Annotated in this window: 16 protein-coding genes; 5 read left to right on the top strand and 11 right to left on the bottom strand. The window is 71.6% G+C overall.

Annotation, left to right across the window (positions count from 1 at the left end; genetic code table 11):
* Nucleotides 1-58 precede the first annotated feature (58 nt).
* Nucleotides 59-2,179, bottom strand: coding sequence for an APC family permease (locus CCN35_RS02635; RefSeq protein ID WP_079129674.1), 2,121 nt, complete (start codon nt 2,177-2,179; stop codon nt 59-61).
* A 202-nt stretch (nt 2,180-2,381) separates the two neighbouring features.
* Between CCN35_RS02635 and CCN35_RS02630 the strand changes: the two genes are divergently transcribed.
* The 3 genes from CCN35_RS02630 to CCN35_RS02620 all read left to right on the top strand — a co-directional run bounded on the left by CCN35_RS02630 (nt 2,382) and on the right by CCN35_RS02620 (nt 4,059).
* Nucleotides 2,382-2,585, top strand: coding sequence for a hypothetical protein (locus tag CCN35_RS02630; protein ID WP_086791373.1), 204 nt, complete (start codon nt 2,382-2,384; stop codon nt 2,583-2,585).
* A 132-nt stretch (nt 2,586-2,717) separates the two neighbouring features.
* The gene (locus CCN35_RS02625; RefSeq protein ID WP_067393148.1) at nt 2,718-3,389 is read left to right on the top strand and encodes a potassium channel family protein; all 672 of its coding nucleotides are present in this window, start codon (nt 2,718-2,720) and stop codon (nt 3,387-3,389) included.
* A gap of 1 nt (nt 3,390) precedes the next feature.
* Nucleotides 3,391-4,059, top strand: a complete 669-nt coding sequence (locus tag CCN35_RS02620) for a potassium channel family protein (RefSeq protein ID WP_067393150.1) — start codon at nt 3,391-3,393, stop codon at nt 4,057-4,059.
* Between the two features lie 137 nt (nt 4,060-4,196).
* On the opposite strand, the gene CCN35_RS02615 is transcribed toward CCN35_RS02620, so the two are convergent.
* From CCN35_RS02615 to CCN35_RS02590, 6 genes are all read right to left on the bottom strand, one after another.
* On the bottom strand, nt 4,197-4,967 hold the full coding sequence (locus CCN35_RS02615) for a DUF3159 domain-containing protein (protein WP_067393153.1): 771 nt from the start codon (nt 4,965-4,967) through the stop codon (nt 4,197-4,199).
* Between the two features lie 3 nt (nt 4,968-4,970).
* A complete protein-coding gene (locus CCN35_RS02610; protein WP_079129675.1) occupies nt 4,971-5,369 on the bottom strand; it encodes an OB-fold nucleic acid binding domain-containing protein in 399 nt (132 codons plus the stop codon).
* A gap of 195 nt (nt 5,370-5,564) precedes the next feature.
* On the bottom strand, nt 5,565-6,257 hold the full coding sequence (locus tag CCN35_RS02605) for an ABC transporter ATP-binding protein (protein WP_067393158.1): 693 nt from the start codon (nt 6,255-6,257) through the stop codon (nt 5,565-5,567).
* A 527-nt stretch (nt 6,258-6,784) separates the two neighbouring features.
* On the bottom strand, nt 6,785-7,546 hold the full coding sequence (locus CCN35_RS02600; RefSeq protein WP_067393162.1) for a DUF3710 domain-containing protein: 762 nt from the start codon (nt 7,544-7,546) through the stop codon (nt 6,785-6,787).
* A gap of 1 nt (nt 7,547) precedes the next feature.
* On the bottom strand, nt 7,548-8,099 hold the full coding sequence (dut, locus tag CCN35_RS02595) for a dUTP diphosphatase (protein WP_067393165.1): 552 nt from the start codon (nt 8,097-8,099) through the stop codon (nt 7,548-7,550).
* The gene (locus tag CCN35_RS02590) at nt 8,096-8,680 is read right to left on the bottom strand and encodes a PaaI family thioesterase (protein WP_067393168.1); all 585 of its coding nucleotides are present in this window, start codon (nt 8,678-8,680) and stop codon (nt 8,096-8,098) included. Before CCN35_RS02590 ends, dut begins: the two co-directional genes overlap by 4 nt.
* 57 nt (nt 8,681-8,737) lie before the next feature.
* Here CCN35_RS02590 and CCN35_RS02585 point away from each other — a divergent pair, with 57 nt between their 5' ends.
* Nucleotides 8,738-9,214 carry a DUF3093 domain-containing protein gene (locus CCN35_RS02585; RefSeq protein ID WP_067393171.1) on the top strand — a complete coding sequence of 159 codons (477 nt, stop codon included), beginning with the start codon at nt 8,738-8,740 and terminating at the stop codon, nt 9,212-9,214.
* A gap of 328 nt (nt 9,215-9,542) precedes the next feature.
* Here the strand turns inward: CCN35_RS02585 and CCN35_RS02580 are convergent, their stop codons facing one another.
* The 4 genes from CCN35_RS02580 to CCN35_RS02565 all read right to left on the bottom strand — a co-directional run bounded on the left by CCN35_RS02580 (nt 9,543) and on the right by CCN35_RS02565 (nt 12,787).
* Nucleotides 9,543-9,812, bottom strand: a complete 270-nt coding sequence (locus CCN35_RS02580) for a hypothetical protein (protein ID WP_067393174.1) — start codon at nt 9,810-9,812, stop codon at nt 9,543-9,545.
* 373 nt (nt 9,813-10,185) lie between these two features.
* Nucleotides 10,186-10,482: a DUF4193 domain-containing protein gene (locus CCN35_RS02575; protein WP_067393177.1), complete on the bottom strand. Its 297-nt coding sequence runs from the start codon at nt 10,480-10,482 to the stop codon at nt 10,186-10,188.
* A 394-nt stretch (nt 10,483-10,876) separates the two neighbouring features.
* Nucleotides 10,877-12,127 (bottom strand): sensor histidine kinase, encoded by a 1,251-nt coding sequence (locus CCN35_RS02570; RefSeq protein WP_067393181.1) that lies wholly within the window; start codon nt 12,125-12,127, stop codon nt 10,877-10,879.
* A gap of 6 nt (nt 12,128-12,133) precedes the next feature.
* Entirely contained in the window at nt 12,134-12,787 is a 654-nt protein-coding gene (locus CCN35_RS02565) for a response regulator transcription factor (protein ID WP_028424348.1), read from the bottom strand.
* 438 nt (nt 12,788-13,225) lie between these two features.
* On the opposite strand from CCN35_RS02565, the gene CCN35_RS28605 reads away from it, so the two are divergent.
* Complete coding sequence (locus tag CCN35_RS28605) at nt 13,226-13,399, top strand: hypothetical protein (RefSeq protein ID WP_169721327.1); 174 nt, start codon at nt 13,226-13,228, stop codon at nt 13,397-13,399.
* Nucleotides 13,400-13,835: the final 436 nt, after the last annotated feature.

Raw genomic sequence — 13,835 nt, 5'->3', positions numbered from 1 at the left:
TCCGGATCCAGAAGGGGGGACGGTCTGACAACAGCCCACCAGTCTACGGGAGAGTTCGTCAGTCCTTTCCCGCCGGTGGTTCCTGCTCCTCCTTGGCCCGTTTCCGCCGTTCCCGCGCCTCCTCGGCCCGTTCCTGCCGTTCCTTCTCCTCCTTGGCCCGCTCCCGGGCCGGTCCCCGCCGCACCGATCCCGGTGCGTTCCACTCCTGGTACCGGCGGGCGCGCTGCTTGGCCGCCTCGGAGGAGGCCAGCTGGTAGGGCACCGAGGTCACCATCACGCCCGGGGTGAACAGCAGCCTTCCCTTCAGGCGCAGGGCGCTCTGGTTGTGCAGCAGGTGCTCGTACCAGTGACCGACGACGTACTCGGGGATGATCACCGAGACGACGTCCCGCGGGGACTCCTTGCGCAGGCTCTTGACGTACTCGATGACCGGCCGGGTGACCTCGCGGTACGGCGAGTCGAGCACCTTCAGCGGGACGTCGATGCCGCGCCGCCCCCACTCCTCGCACAGCTTCCTGGTCTCGGCCTGGTCCACGTTGACGGTGAGCGCCTCCAGGGTGTCCGAGCGCATCAGCCTGGCGTAGGCCAGGGCGCGCAGGGTGGGGCGGTGGATCTTGGATACGAGGACGACGGAGTGGACGCGGGAGGGCCGTGCCATGTCGTCGCTCGGGCCCTCGGGGGCGGCGAGCTCCTCGGCGACGCGGTCGTAGTGCCGGCGGATCGCGGTCATCATCACGTAGAAGAGGCACATCGCGAGCACGGCCACCCAGGCGCCGTGCGTGAACTTGGTGACGAGGACGACGACCAGCACCAGGGCGGTGAGCAGGGCGCCGAAGGCGTTGATGGCACGGGAGCGGATCATGTGACGGCGCCTGGCCGTGTCCCGTTCGGCGTCCAGCTGCCGGTTCCAGTGCCTGACCATGCCGATCTGGCTGACCGTGAAGGACACGAACACGCCGACGATGTACAGCTGGATCAGCCGCGAGGAGTGGGCGCCGTAGACGGCGATCAGCAGGGCCGCGGCGCCCGCGAGCAGCACGATGCCGTTGGAGAAGGCGAGCCGGTCGCCGCGGGTGTGCAGCTGGCGGGGCAGGAAGCGGTCCTGGGCGAGGATCGCGCCGAGCACCGGGAAGCCGTTGTAGGCGGTGTTGGCCGCGAGGAAGAGGACCAGGGCCGTGGCCACGGCGAGCACGACGAACGGGATGCTGCCGTGGCCGAACACCGCTTCGGCGACCTGGGAGATCACCGGGTCCTGGACGTAGTCGGGGCCGACCGGGACGCCGTTGCGGAGCAGGTCGGTGGCCGGGTATTCGGCCATGCGGACCTTGGTCGACATGGCGAGGGTGATGATGCCGCAGAACATCGCCACGGCCAGCAGGCCCATCATCAGCAGCGTGGTCGCGGCGTTCTTCGCCTTGGGCCTGCGGAAGCCCGGGACTCCGTTGGAGATCGCCTCGACGCCGGTGAGCGCGGCGCAGCCGGAGGAGAAGGCGCGCAGCAGCAAGAAGACGAGGGCGAAGCCGGCGATTCCCTGGTGCTCCGGCCTGATGTCGAGGTCGGCCGTCGGTGCCCGCATGGTGTCGCCGAGCACCAGTCCGCGGAAGGCGCCCCAGCCGATCATGAGGAAGACGCCCGTGACGAAGACGTACGTCGGGATGGCGAAGAGCGTGCCCGACTCCCTCACCCCGCGCAGGTTCATCAGCGTCAGCAGCACGATCACGCCGACCGCGCAGAGCACCTTGTGCTCGACGACGAAGGGGATCGCGGAGCCCAGGTTCTCGATGCCGGCGGAGATGGACACGGCGACGGTCATGACGTAGTCGAACAGGAGCGCGCTGGCGACCGTCAGGCCCGCTCGGGGGCCCAGGTTGGTGCCGGCCACCTCGTAGTCGCCGCCGCCGCTCGGATAGGCGTGCACGATCTGCCGGTAGGAGGCCACCACGGTGAGCATCAGTACGGCGACCGCGACCGCGATCCAGGGGCTGAAGTGGTACGCCGACACTCCCGCGAGGGACAGGACCAGCAGGATCTCCCCCGGCGCGTAGGCCACGGAGGACAGCGGGTCGGAGGCGAAGACGGGGAGTGCGATCCGCTTCGGCAGAAGGGTCTCGCCCAGCCGGTCACTGCGCAGTGCGTGCCCGATCAGGATGCGTTTGGGCACGTCGGTCAGTTTGGACACAACAGAGGATCGTAGACCTTCGCGTTTCCCGCGGCCCATCGTCCTCCACGGCCGTGGACGCCCGGGCGCGGGTGCCCCGGGCGGGGTCTGCCTCGCGGGTGAAATCCGGGGCCGGGGCCCGTGGACCGGGCGGGCGAGGGGTGTGCCGTGCCTGGCTGTCCGGATCGCGTTCCTCGTCGCACTCGAGGCACCCGGAGGTGGCATGTCCTCGACCGCGGAGCCGATCGGCGCCGCCGCCGCACTGCTCGGCCTTCTGACCCTGCGCGGCGCGCGCGGCATCACCCGGCGCCGGCCGTTCGGGGTGGAGTGGGAAAAGCCGGGAGAACCGGGGGAACCGGCAGAAGGCGAGCGGGAGGACCGGGAGGACGCAGGAAGCCGGGAGGAGAGCCGGAGGGGAGCAGGGTGAGAGGCTGGAAGCCGGGAACCGTCCGGCATGCGGCAGGGGGGTGCCCACCGCGCACAGCACGTGTGTAGCTTGTCCCTCTGTCTGAGACCCTGATGGGGCTGAGCAGTAGCTGTTGACACCGGAAGGACGGTCGTGCACATCGTCATCATGGGCTGCGGGAGAGTGGGCTCCGCTCTCGCCCAGACCCTGGAGCAGCAGGGGCACACGATCGCGGTGATCGACCGGGATCCCACCGCCTTCCGCCGACTGGGTCCCGGATTCGGCGGCCGCCGGGTCACCGGGATCGGTTTCGACCAGGACACGCTGCGCGAGGCGGGCATCGAGGAGGCCGGTGCCTTCGCAGCCGTCTCCAGCGGCGACAACTCGAACATCATCTCCGCGCGGGTGGCCCGCGAGACGTTCGGGGTGCAGAACGTCGCGGCCCGGATCTACGACCCGCGCCGTGCCGAGGTGTACCAGCGTCTGGGCATCCCGACCGTGGCCACGGTCCGCTGGACCGCCGACCAGATGCTGCGCCGTCTGCTGCCCTCGGGCGCGGAGCCGTTGTGGCGCGACCCGACCGGCGGCGTCCAGCTCGCCGAGGTGCACGCCTCCCCGAAGTGGGTGGGGCACAAGATCAGCAGGCTGCAGGAGGAGACGGGCGCCCGGGTGGCGTTCCTGACCCGTCTCGGCGAGGCGATCCTGCCGACCTCGCAGACGGTTCTGCAGGAGGGCGATCTTGTGCACGTGATGATGCGGACGGGCGACGTGGACAAGGTCGAGGCGGCCTTCGCCGAGGGGCCCCGAGAGGAAGGCGGTCGCTGACATGAGGGTCGCCATTGCCGGGGCCGGCGCGGTCGGCCGCTCGATCGCGAGCGAGCTGCTGGAGAACGGCCACGAGGTCCTTCTCATCGACAAGGCGCCGACCGCGATCTCGGTCGAGCGCGTCCCGCGGGCGGAGTGGCTGCTCGCCGACGCCTGCGAGATCACCTCGCTGGACGAGGCGGCGCTGCAGCGCTGCAACGTGGTGATCGCCGCGACCGGCGACGACAAGGTGAACCTGGTCGTCTCCCTGCTGGCGAAGACGGAGTACGCCGTGCCGCGGGTGGTGGCCCGGGTGAACAACCCGAAGAACGAGTGGTTGTTCAACGAGTCCTGGGGCGTGGACGTCGCCGTGTCGACCCCGCGTCTGATGTCCGCTCTGGTGGAGGAGGCGGTCAGCGTGGGCGATCTGGTCCGCCTGATGCGCTTCAGCCACGGCGACGCCAACCTGGTGGAGCTGACCCTGCCGGAGGAGTCGGCGCTGGCCGGCACCCGGGTCGGCGACGTCCAGTGGCCGGAGGACACCGCGCTGGTCACCATCATCCGCGGCACCCGTGTGCTCGCCCCGTCCCGGGAGGACTGCCTGGAGGCGGGCGACGAGCTGCTGTTCGTGGCCGCGCAGGACCGGGAGGAGCAGCTGGAGGATCTGCTGTCGGTCCGCCGCAAGGACTGAGGCCCGGCGGACCGGAAAACCGGCGGACGAACGACGGCGAGGGGCGCCCGGGGATCCCCGGGCGCCCCTCGCCGTGGTACGAGCCGTGGTGGGGCCGTGGGTGCGGACCGTGTCCGCCGTGGCGGCAAAGGCCGCATTCACGTCCGGCGGCGGTGGCGGCCTCCGGCCGGTGCCTCGCCGTGTTCCCCGCCTTCCCGTGCGAGGGCCGCCCTTTTCTCCTCCTCGGCCCTCTCCTGGGCCTCCATCTCCGCGAACACGTCGATCGGCGGGGGCGCCTTCGCCAGGAAGACCCAGGTCAGCCAGACCGCCAGCAGGAAGGGCGGGACCTTGAGCGCGACCAGGACCCAGCCGAACTTCGTGGTGTCGGCCCACCAGTACAGCGGGAAGAGGATCGCGCACTTGCCGAGCAGGATCAGGCCCCAGGCCCAGCTGGCCTTGGCGTACGCCTTCTTGCGGCCCGGGTTGCGGGTGCGCCAGGAGAGGTTCTCCCGGAAGACCGGGCCGAGCATCAGGCCGATCAGCGGGACCCCGGCGAGGGTGGTGATGATGTACGCCAGTCCCAGGCCCAGGGTGTAGAGCATCCCCGGCAGGTAGAAGTCCTTGGCGTTGCCGGTCATCATCGCGAAGACCACGCCGAAGGCGACGCCGAAGACTCCGCTGAAGGCGTGCTTGACGGTGTCCCGCATCGCCAGCCGGACCACGACCAGCACCAGCGAGACGGCCAGGGCGGCGATCGCGGACCAGTGCAGGTTCTTGTTGATCGTGAAGATGGTGACGAAGACGAGGCCGGGCACCACCGTCTCGACCATGCCCCGGACTCCGCCGAACGCCTCGAACAGCGCGGCCTCCGTCACCGCCCGGTTGTCGTCGGCCGTCGTGTCTTCGGTCGGCTTGTCGAGTGACGTCACCGGCTACTCCCGTCCGAGAGGTCGCAGTTCGTATTTGGGGTTGAACAGCACCCGGCGGCCCCGGTTCATCGAGATCCGGCCCGATGCGATCAGCTTGCGTCCCGGTTCTATTCCGACGATGGAACGCCTGCCGAGCCACACCACGTCCAGGGCGCCGGAGCCGTCGAACAGCTCGGCCTCCAGGGTCGGGACCCCGCCGCGCGGGCGCAGAGTGACCGTGCGCAAGGTACCAGTGACCGTGACGACCTGCCGGTCACGACAGTCGCAGATCCGCGTGCAGCCCGCGGTCTCGGTGTCCTCCCGCAGTTCCTCGGACTCCAGGTCCTCCTGCGACGAGGAAAGCCGGCCGAGCATCCGCCGGAACCGGCCCGCCGGCTTTTCGGGACGAGGAACAGCACCCATGCCTGAAGCGTACCGGGGGGCGCCGACCGCGGTATAACCGCTCGCTTCCCGGGGCGAGGGCCCTGGAACGAGGGCCCTGGGGCAAAGAAGCCCCTGGAGCGAGCCCCTGGCCGGCGCGGTGGCGCCGTGCCGCGGGGCGCGGCTCACCGGTGCGTCACGGCCCGGCCCCCGGCCCGACGAGCGTCACGGTCCGGCTCACGGTCCGACGATTCTTCCGTCGCGCAGCTCCAGGACCCGGTCGGCGTGCTCCATCAGGGTCGCGTCATGGGTGGCGACCAGTGCGGTGACGTTCTCGCTGCGGACGACGGCGCGCAACAGCTCCATCACGGCGCGGCCGGTCTCCGCGTCCAGCTGGCCGGTCGGCTCGTCGGCGATGAGGAGCGCCGGCTCGTTCGCGAGGGCGCGGGCGATGGCCACGCGCTGCTGCTGGCCGCCGGAGAGCTCCGTGGGCCGCTGCCGGGCGTGGTCGGCGAGGCCGACCAGGGACAGCAGCAGCTCGACGCGCTCCTCCCGCTCGCGCGGGTCGGCGCGGCGCAGTCGCAGCGGCACGCCCACGTTCTCCGCGGCCGTGAGGATCGGAATGAGCCCGAAGGACTGGAAGACGAACCCGATGCGGTCCCGGCGCAGTGCGAGCAGGCCCTCCTCGCCGAGCTCGGACAGGTCCTGTCCGTCGACGTGGACCCGTCCCTCGTCCGGTGTGTCCAGCCCGCCGACGATGTTGAGCAGGGTGGTCTTGCCGGAGCCCGAGCGCCCCTTGAGGGCGACGAGTTCACCCCGCGGCAGCTCGAAGGAGACCCCCCGCAGGGCGTGCACGGCGCCGGCGCCCCGCCCGTAGGACTTGTGGACGTTCTCGACGCGCACCATGGTCTCGGTGGCGACCTGGCTCATGTGCCCTCCCCGCTGCGGTCCCCCGTGGACCGCACGCCAGTATCACGGTCCCCGCCGCTCCCCTCAATCCCCGGTTCGGTCCCGGTCTCCCGGACGGGCATGCGCCCGGGTGCCCCTGGCGGGCGTGCGTCCGGTCTCCCCGGCGGGTGTGCGACCGCCGGGATCCCTTCGCGCGGGGGCCGCCTGCGGCGGGAGGCCGTGGGTGCCGGAAGGCGGCCGTGCACCGTGAAGGGCCGCCCCCCGGGAAGACCGTGCGGGGTACGGCCCTCGAACGGCCTGTGCCGAGGTGACGGCGGCGGCCGCTGCCCCGGGGAGGGACCGTTCCGACGCCGCGGGAGCCGGGCGTGTTCTCCCCCGGGTCCCGCGGGCAGAAGGCCGCGTCCCCGCTCGTCCGGACCGGCGGGGTGCCGTGGCACCCGGGCCGGCGGAGTGCCGTGGCCGGGGCCCCGTCCGGGCCGGCCGCGGGGCACCGCTCACCGGGGCCGGGCCGATCCGGACGCGCTCCGGGCCCGGCCCGAACGGCTTCCTCAGCGGACCTCGGTGATCTCCGGGCCGCGCTGGAACTGGGCCAGGCCGCCGGAGAAGCGGGACTGGCCCTCCTGCTGCTGGGCGCCCTCGGGCACCATCTGCGCGTCGTTCGGCAGCTTCAGGACGATCGGATCGCGGGGGGCCATCGGGCCGTCGCCGCGGACCACGACCGTGTCCCGGAAGATCTGCTCCAGCAGCCCGGCCGCCTGCGGCTGCACCGCGCCCTGACCGGAGATCACTCCGCGCAGGAACCAGCGGGGGCCGTCCACGCCGACGAACCGCACGACCTGGAAGCCGCTCGTGCCGTCCGGCAGCTGCACCGGGACCTGGGCGCGCAGCTCCCAGCCCAGCGGCCCCTCGACCTCGTCCACGATGCCGCCCTGCTGGGTGATGCCGGCGGCGATCTCCTCGCGCACCTCGTTCCAGATGCCCTCGCGCTTGGGCGCGGCGAAGGCCTGCAGCTGGATGGCGCTGTCCTGCAGGACGACGGTCGCCGCGACGATCGCGTCGCCCGCGACCTCCACCCGCAGCTCCATGCCGTCGACGCCCGGCACGAACAGGCCTCCCAGGTCCACCCGGCCCGCGCCCGGGTTGCGCACCTCGGAGATGTCCCAGGGCCCGTCGGGCCGCGGTGCGGGCTCGAGCCTCACCCGCTCGCGCTCGCCCTCCTCGTCCGCCTCGGTGCCGACGTTGTCGACGACCTGCTCGGCCTCGCGGGCCGCGCTCCTGGCGGCACCCCTCTTCTTGCGACGTCCGAACACGTCACTGTCCTTCCCGGTCACATACGACCGAAGCGTATCGATTCCCACCCGCCGGACCGCCCACGGCGGCCCGGCCGTCCGTGCCGCTCGTGCCGTCCACGGCGGCGTGTCCGCCCGTGGACCCGAAGCCCCCCTCGGCCCGCGCCGAGTCGGGAAGCTCCGCCGCCTCCTGGAAGCAGACCCTCTCGACCTGCTGGACGACCAGTTGGGCAATCCGGTCGAAGCGCTCGAACCGCACCGGCTCGCGCGGATCGAGGTTCACCACGATCACCTTGATCTCTCCACGGTACCCGGCATCGATCGTCCCCGGGGCATTCACGAGGGCGACACCGCAGCGGGCCGCGAGGCCCGAGCGCGGATGCACGAACGCCGCGTACCCCTCGGGCAGGGCGACGGCCACGCCCGTGGGCAGCACGGCCCGTTCCCCCGGCGCCAGTTCGCACGCCACGGTGGTCCGCAGATCGGCACCGGCGTCGCCCGGATGCGCGTACGCCGGAAGCGGTACGTCGGGGTCGACACGCCGGACCAGCACATTCAGCGGCCTGCGGCTCACGGATTCACCTCGAAGGCACGGGCGCGCCTGACCTGGTCCGGGTCGTTCATCGCGGCCTGGATCTCCTTCTCGCGGCCGTGCTCCACGAAGTGGTCCACCTTGACCTCGATGAAGAGCGCGTCGGCGCGCACGGCGACCGGCCCGTCGGGACCCCCGATGCGGCCGGTGGCCGTGGAGTAGATCTTCCGGCCGGCCACCGCGGTGACCTCGGCCTCCAGATACAGGGTCGCGCCGACCGGCACCGGCCGCACGAAGTCGGTCTCCAGCCGTCCGGTCACGGCGATCGTGCGCAGCAGCCAGTTCAGCGAGCCGAGGGTCTCGTCGAGGGCGGTGGCGAGGACACCGCCGTGCGCGAGACCGGGCGCGCCCTGATGGGCGGGCTGCACGGTGAACTCGGCGGTGACGCTGACGCCCTCCCCGGCGCGTGCCTGGAGGTGCAGCCCGTGCGGCTGCTCGTCGCCGCACCCGAAACACTCCTTGTAGTGCGCGCCGAGGAGCTCGCCGGGCGCGGGCGCATCGGGGTGCCGTATGGGTTTCACGGCGTCGGCAGGGGGCTGAAGCGCTGCGGAAGTACCACTCACAGGCGCAGACCTTACCCGCGCGTCGGCGCCGACCGGACACCGTGCCAAGCTTGGTGCATGCAGCTCTCCGCGCAGCCGTACGAAGAACGTCTCACCGCGCCCCGGTCCTGGTGGCTGATCAGCCTGCTGATCGGCGTCTCGGTCGGCCTGATCCTGCTTCCCCTCGGCATCCTGCCGATGCTGGCCGGCCTGGCCGGCGGCACGGCGGTGACGGCGATCGCGGTGAGCTCCTACGGATCGGTGCGCATCCGGGTCGCGGGCGGCCTGCTGATCGCGGGCGAGGCGAGGATCCCGGTCACGGCGCTGGGCGAGGCCCAGGTGCTGGACGCGGAGGAGGCGCGCGCCTGGCGCACCTACAAGGCGGACACCCGGGCCTTCCTGCTGCTGCGCGCCTACATTCCGACGGCGCTGCGGGTGGAGGTCACCGACCCGGAGGACCCGACGCCGTATCTGTATCTGTCGACGCGGGAGCCGGAGCGGCTGGCCGAGGCGCTGCGGGCGGCGCAGGCGGCGGCGAAGCCGGGGGCCGCGTAGGCGCGGCACCGGTCCGAGGGCCGGGGCGGCACCGGTGCGGGGACGGACGAGGAGGAGTGCGGGACTGTCCGGGCCTGTGACGGCGCCACGGGAGCCCCCTTCTTGTCCCCCTGACCCTCTTTCTCCCGGACCCCTTCTTCCGGCCTCCTCGGGGCCGTCGCGGTGGTCGTGGTGCCCGCCGGGGCCTTCCGGTCGCTCGTCGGCGGGTTCCCGGGCCGGGTCCGAACGGCACACTCCCACAGGGCCGCGTCGAGGGTGGACGGCCTGCGCAGCACGTCGACGCCGTGCTCCTCCGACCGGGAGGACGGACGCACGGCGCTGCGGGTCTTCAGATGTCCGGGGGCCGCGTCCCGTACGCCCCGTGGGGCTCGGTGATCAGCTCGGGCTCGACCGCCGTGACCTTGGTGAGCTCCGCGGCCGGACCGGTCGGCGTCGCGGGCGGTACGGGCGGCACGGCCGCCGCCCCGACGCCGGCTCCGGCCGCGGAGGAGGCGGTCACGGCGCCCGTCGTCGGCTCGTCCGCGAGCTGTGCGGGCCCGAGGCCCGGAAAGTGCCGCCGGAGCGTGGCGAGGTCCCGTACGGGGACCGGTGGGGGCATGTCGGCGATCCGGCCGGCGAGAGGTTCGAGGGGCCGCCCTGGCGCGGACCCCGCTTCCGCGGACGCCGTTCCCGGCGGCCTCCTTCCCGACCCTGCTCCGAGCGTCGCGGCCCGGCGTACGGCGGGCGCGGCGCCTTTCGCAGGAGCGGCGAAGGCACCGCGCCCGTAGACGGGAGTGAGCGAGGCCGATCCCGGCGGTCCGGTCGTGCCGGATGGACGGAATGGGCCTCGCTCGTCGTCACGCGCGCCGTGAGAGCCGTCGGACGGTCCCGGGTTCGTTCGGTCCGCTTTCCCGAGGAGCTTCCCGTGAAATCTCCCGCGGGAGAAGCGGTGCTTCCAAGGAGGGGTCGAGCCGGACACGGCCGACCCTGCCTCAGTCGCAGTCTCGGCAGATCGGCTGACCGTTCTTCTCCCGGGCCAGCTGGCTGCGGTGGTGCACCAGGAAGCAGCTCATGCAAGTGAACTCGTCCTGCTGCTTGGGAAGCACCCGGACGGCCAGTTCCTCGTTGGAGAGGTCGGCGCCGGGCAGCTCCAGGCTTTCCGCGGCCTCGAACTCGTCGACGTCCACGGAGGAGGCCGACTTGTCGTTCCGCCTGGCCTTCAGTTCTTCCAGGCTGTCCGAGTCGACGTCGTCGTCGGTCTTGCGTGGGGTGTCGTAATCGGTTGCCATGTCGCTCTCCCCCTCTGGGTGTCTGCGGTGTCTCCAGCGCACGTAACGCGTGAGAGGCCGGACTTGTGCCCGACCCGAGGCGGAGATTTTGCCTCACATCAAGGTCTGTTACTCAATCGACACCCAACCGCACTCCTCAAGAGTGATCGGCTCGGGTGGCGATCGGGACCGTACACGGTTCGGATCCGGCGCTTCAAAGCGGTCTCCCCGTGTACTTCCCGTGGTCAGGACAGCCGAAAACCCGGATTTTCCTGGCTTTTCGGCTGCCGCTGCGACCACGGAGAGTAGATGACCGGAAAACCGCCCATGTGATCGATCACACAGGAAGAAGCGGGGGGCGGACCCCGAGAATTCCGCGCAAAGCGAACACTCCCCCGCGTGTCGGCGCCCGGTCTCAGACGGGAAGCGTGACCCGCATCACGAGTCCGCCCCCCTCGCGGGGCTGAGCCGTGATGTATCCTCCGTGCGCTCTTGCCACGGAGCGGGCGATGGACAGGCCCAGGCCGACGCCCTTGTCGCTGCCCGTGCGCTCGGTGCGCAGCCGTCTGAAGGGCTCGAAGAGGTTGTCGACCTCGTACGCCGGGACCACGGGCCCGGTGTTCGTGACCACCAGGACCGCCTGGCCGTGCTGGATGTCGGTCACGACCTCCACCCAGCCGTTCTCGGCGATGTTGTACCGCACCGCGTTCTGCACCAGGTTCAGCGCGATCCGCTCCAGCAGCACGCCGTTGCCCTGCACGACCGCAGGCTTGCGCTCGCCGCGGATCTCGACCCCCTTCGCCTGGGCCTCCGCATGCACCTGGTCGATGGCCTGGGTGGCCACCTCGGCCAGGTCCACCGGCTTGCGCTCGACGATCTGGTTGTCGCTGCGGGCGAGCAGCAGCAGGCCCTCCACCAGCTGCTCGCTGCGCTCATTGGTGGCCAGCAGGGTCTTGCCGAGCTGTTGCACCTCCACGGGCGCGTTCGGATCGGACAGCTGCACCTCCAGGAGCGTGCGGTTGATCGCGAGCGGTGTGCGCAGCTCGTGGGAGGCGTTGCCGACGAAGCGCTGCTGGGCGGTGAAGGCCCGCTGCAGCCGCTCCAGCATGTCGTCGAAGGTGTCCGCGAGCTCCTTCAGCTCGTCGTCCGGGCCGTCCAGCTCGATCCGCCGGGACAGGTCCGAACCGGCCACCGCGCGGGCGGTGCGGGTGATCCGGCCGAGCGGCGCCAGCACCCGGCCCGCCATCGCGTAGCCGAAGGCGAAGGCGATCACGGCGAGGCCGAGCAGCGCCAGCAGCGAGCGGCTGAGCAGGCTGTCCAGGGCCTCCTGGCGTTGATGGTCGATGCACGCGCTGATCGCGGCGTTGAACTCGGCGAGCGAGAGGTTGCTCGCGTTGTTGACGGCGGGACAGTTCTCGCTGGCGACCCTGATGGCGGTGCCGTCCACGATCTTGAACAGCGGCCTGTTCCCCGTGTTCAGCGCCTGTGCTGCCAGCAGATAGATGATCAGCAGCAGCAGGATGCCGGCGATCAGGAACATGCCGCCGTACAGCAGCGTGAGCCGTATCCGGATGGTCGGGCGCAGCCACGGGAAGGGCGGCTCCGGCCTTCTGGGGTCCCAGGTGGGTTTCGGGGGCGCCTGGGGCGGCGCGGGAGTGGCGGCCACGGCGGATCAGATCCGGTATCCGGAGCCGGGCACGGTGACGATCACCGGGGGCTCGCCGAGCTTGCGGCGCAGCGTCATCACCGTGACGCGCACGACATTGGTGAACGGGTCGGTGTTCTCGTCCCAGGCCTTCTCCAGCAGCTGCTCCGCGGACACCACCGCGCCCTCGCTGCGCATGAGCACCTCCAGCACGGCGAACTCCTTCGGCGCGAGCTGGACCTCCCTGCCGTCACGGAAGACCTCACGACGGTTCGGGTCGAGCTTGATCCCGGCGCGCTCCAGGACGGGCGGCAGGGGCACGCTGGTCCGCCGGCCCAGGGCACGCACGCGTGCCGTCAGCTCGCTGAACGCGAACGGCTTGGGCAGATAGTCGTCGGCGCCGATCTCCAGGCCCTCCACACGGTCGCTGACGTCGCCGGAGGCGGTCAGCATCAGCACGCGCGTGGGCATGCCGAGCTCGACGATCTTGCGGCAGACGTCGTCGCCGTGCACCAGGGGGAGGTCGCGGTCGAGGACGACCACGTCGTAGTCGTTGACGCCGATGCGCTCCAGGGCGGCCGCACCGTCGTACACGACGTCGACGGCCATGGCCTCCCGGCGCAGTCCGGTGGCCACCGCATCGGCGAGCAGTTGCTCGTCCTCGACGACGAGTACGCGCACGTCGCTTGTCCTTCCTGTGTCCGCCCGCGCGGCGCCGTTCAGGCGCGGCACGGGCAGGGGTTGCCTTCACGGTTCTGTGCGTCTCCATCCTGCCCCTTTTGGCCTAAGTCGGCTGTAAGCCGGGGGCGGGGAACCAGCCGCCGTGAAGGAAGTGAAGATCGGATGAAGGGTGCGGGAATGGCGGATTTTTTCGCCGGATCGAGGTTTCCCCGGGAGGAAGCCTGGGGAGGACGGCTTTACACCCCGCGATCACGCTCTGCATGTGCCGTGCCACCATGCGGCACTCCGCGATCCGCTTGCGCAGAGTGGGTGTGGGTGTCCGACGTCGCCGCCGCCCCGCGGGGCAGCGCATCGGACGCCTGCCGAGGCGTGATCGCCCCTTCCGAACGGCACACCCCCGTGCCACCCGACCCACGACCCAGGACGAGGGGGCGCAGCATGGACGCTTTCACCGCAGGACTTCTGCAGCGCATAAGGGCGACCGAGTCCATCCTGACGCGGGCTCGCGACGAGGGCGACGACTTCCTCGTCGAGGTGGAGCTGGGCGAACTCGACGACCTGCGCCGCCTCGCCGCCGAGCACGGTGTGGAGGTCGGCACGTCCGGCGCCTGATCGACCTGCACGCGAGCGGGGCCCCGGCGAATCCAGCGCCGGGGCCCCGCTCGTTCGGCAAGGACGCATCCGCTCGTGGGATCTGCGGACGCGGACCGCACGCAGGGACGGCGTACGGCGGCCCGGTCGCCCGCGGGCGCGGAAGCCGGCGGACGGGGAAGGCCGGTCGTGCTCGGCGCCGCGCGTCTCCGTGGGCCTCTGCGCTCCCCGCGCTCCCCGCGCTCCTCCGCGTGTTCCGCACTCCCCGCGCTCCCCCGGGCCCGCGGCGGGCGGAGGGACCCTCGTCGTGCAAGGGCCTCATGGCCCTCGCGCAGGGCCCCCTGGTCCCTCGACACGCAACGCGCCCGCTGCTTTCCCGCAGTCGGCGGGTGGAAGCAGCGGGCGCGAAGGGGCTCGCACCCCCGGGAGACGGGCTCCGGACGGGGCCGTGCCCCCG

It is taken from the genome of Streptomyces thermovulgaris (genome assembly GCF_002155915.1).
Lineage (GTDB): Bacteria > Actinomycetota > Actinomycetes > Streptomycetales > Streptomycetaceae > Streptomyces > Streptomyces thermovulgaris.
The sequence above is the reverse complement of the archived record's forward strand: the minus strand, read 5'-3'. Positions and strand labels throughout refer to the sequence as shown.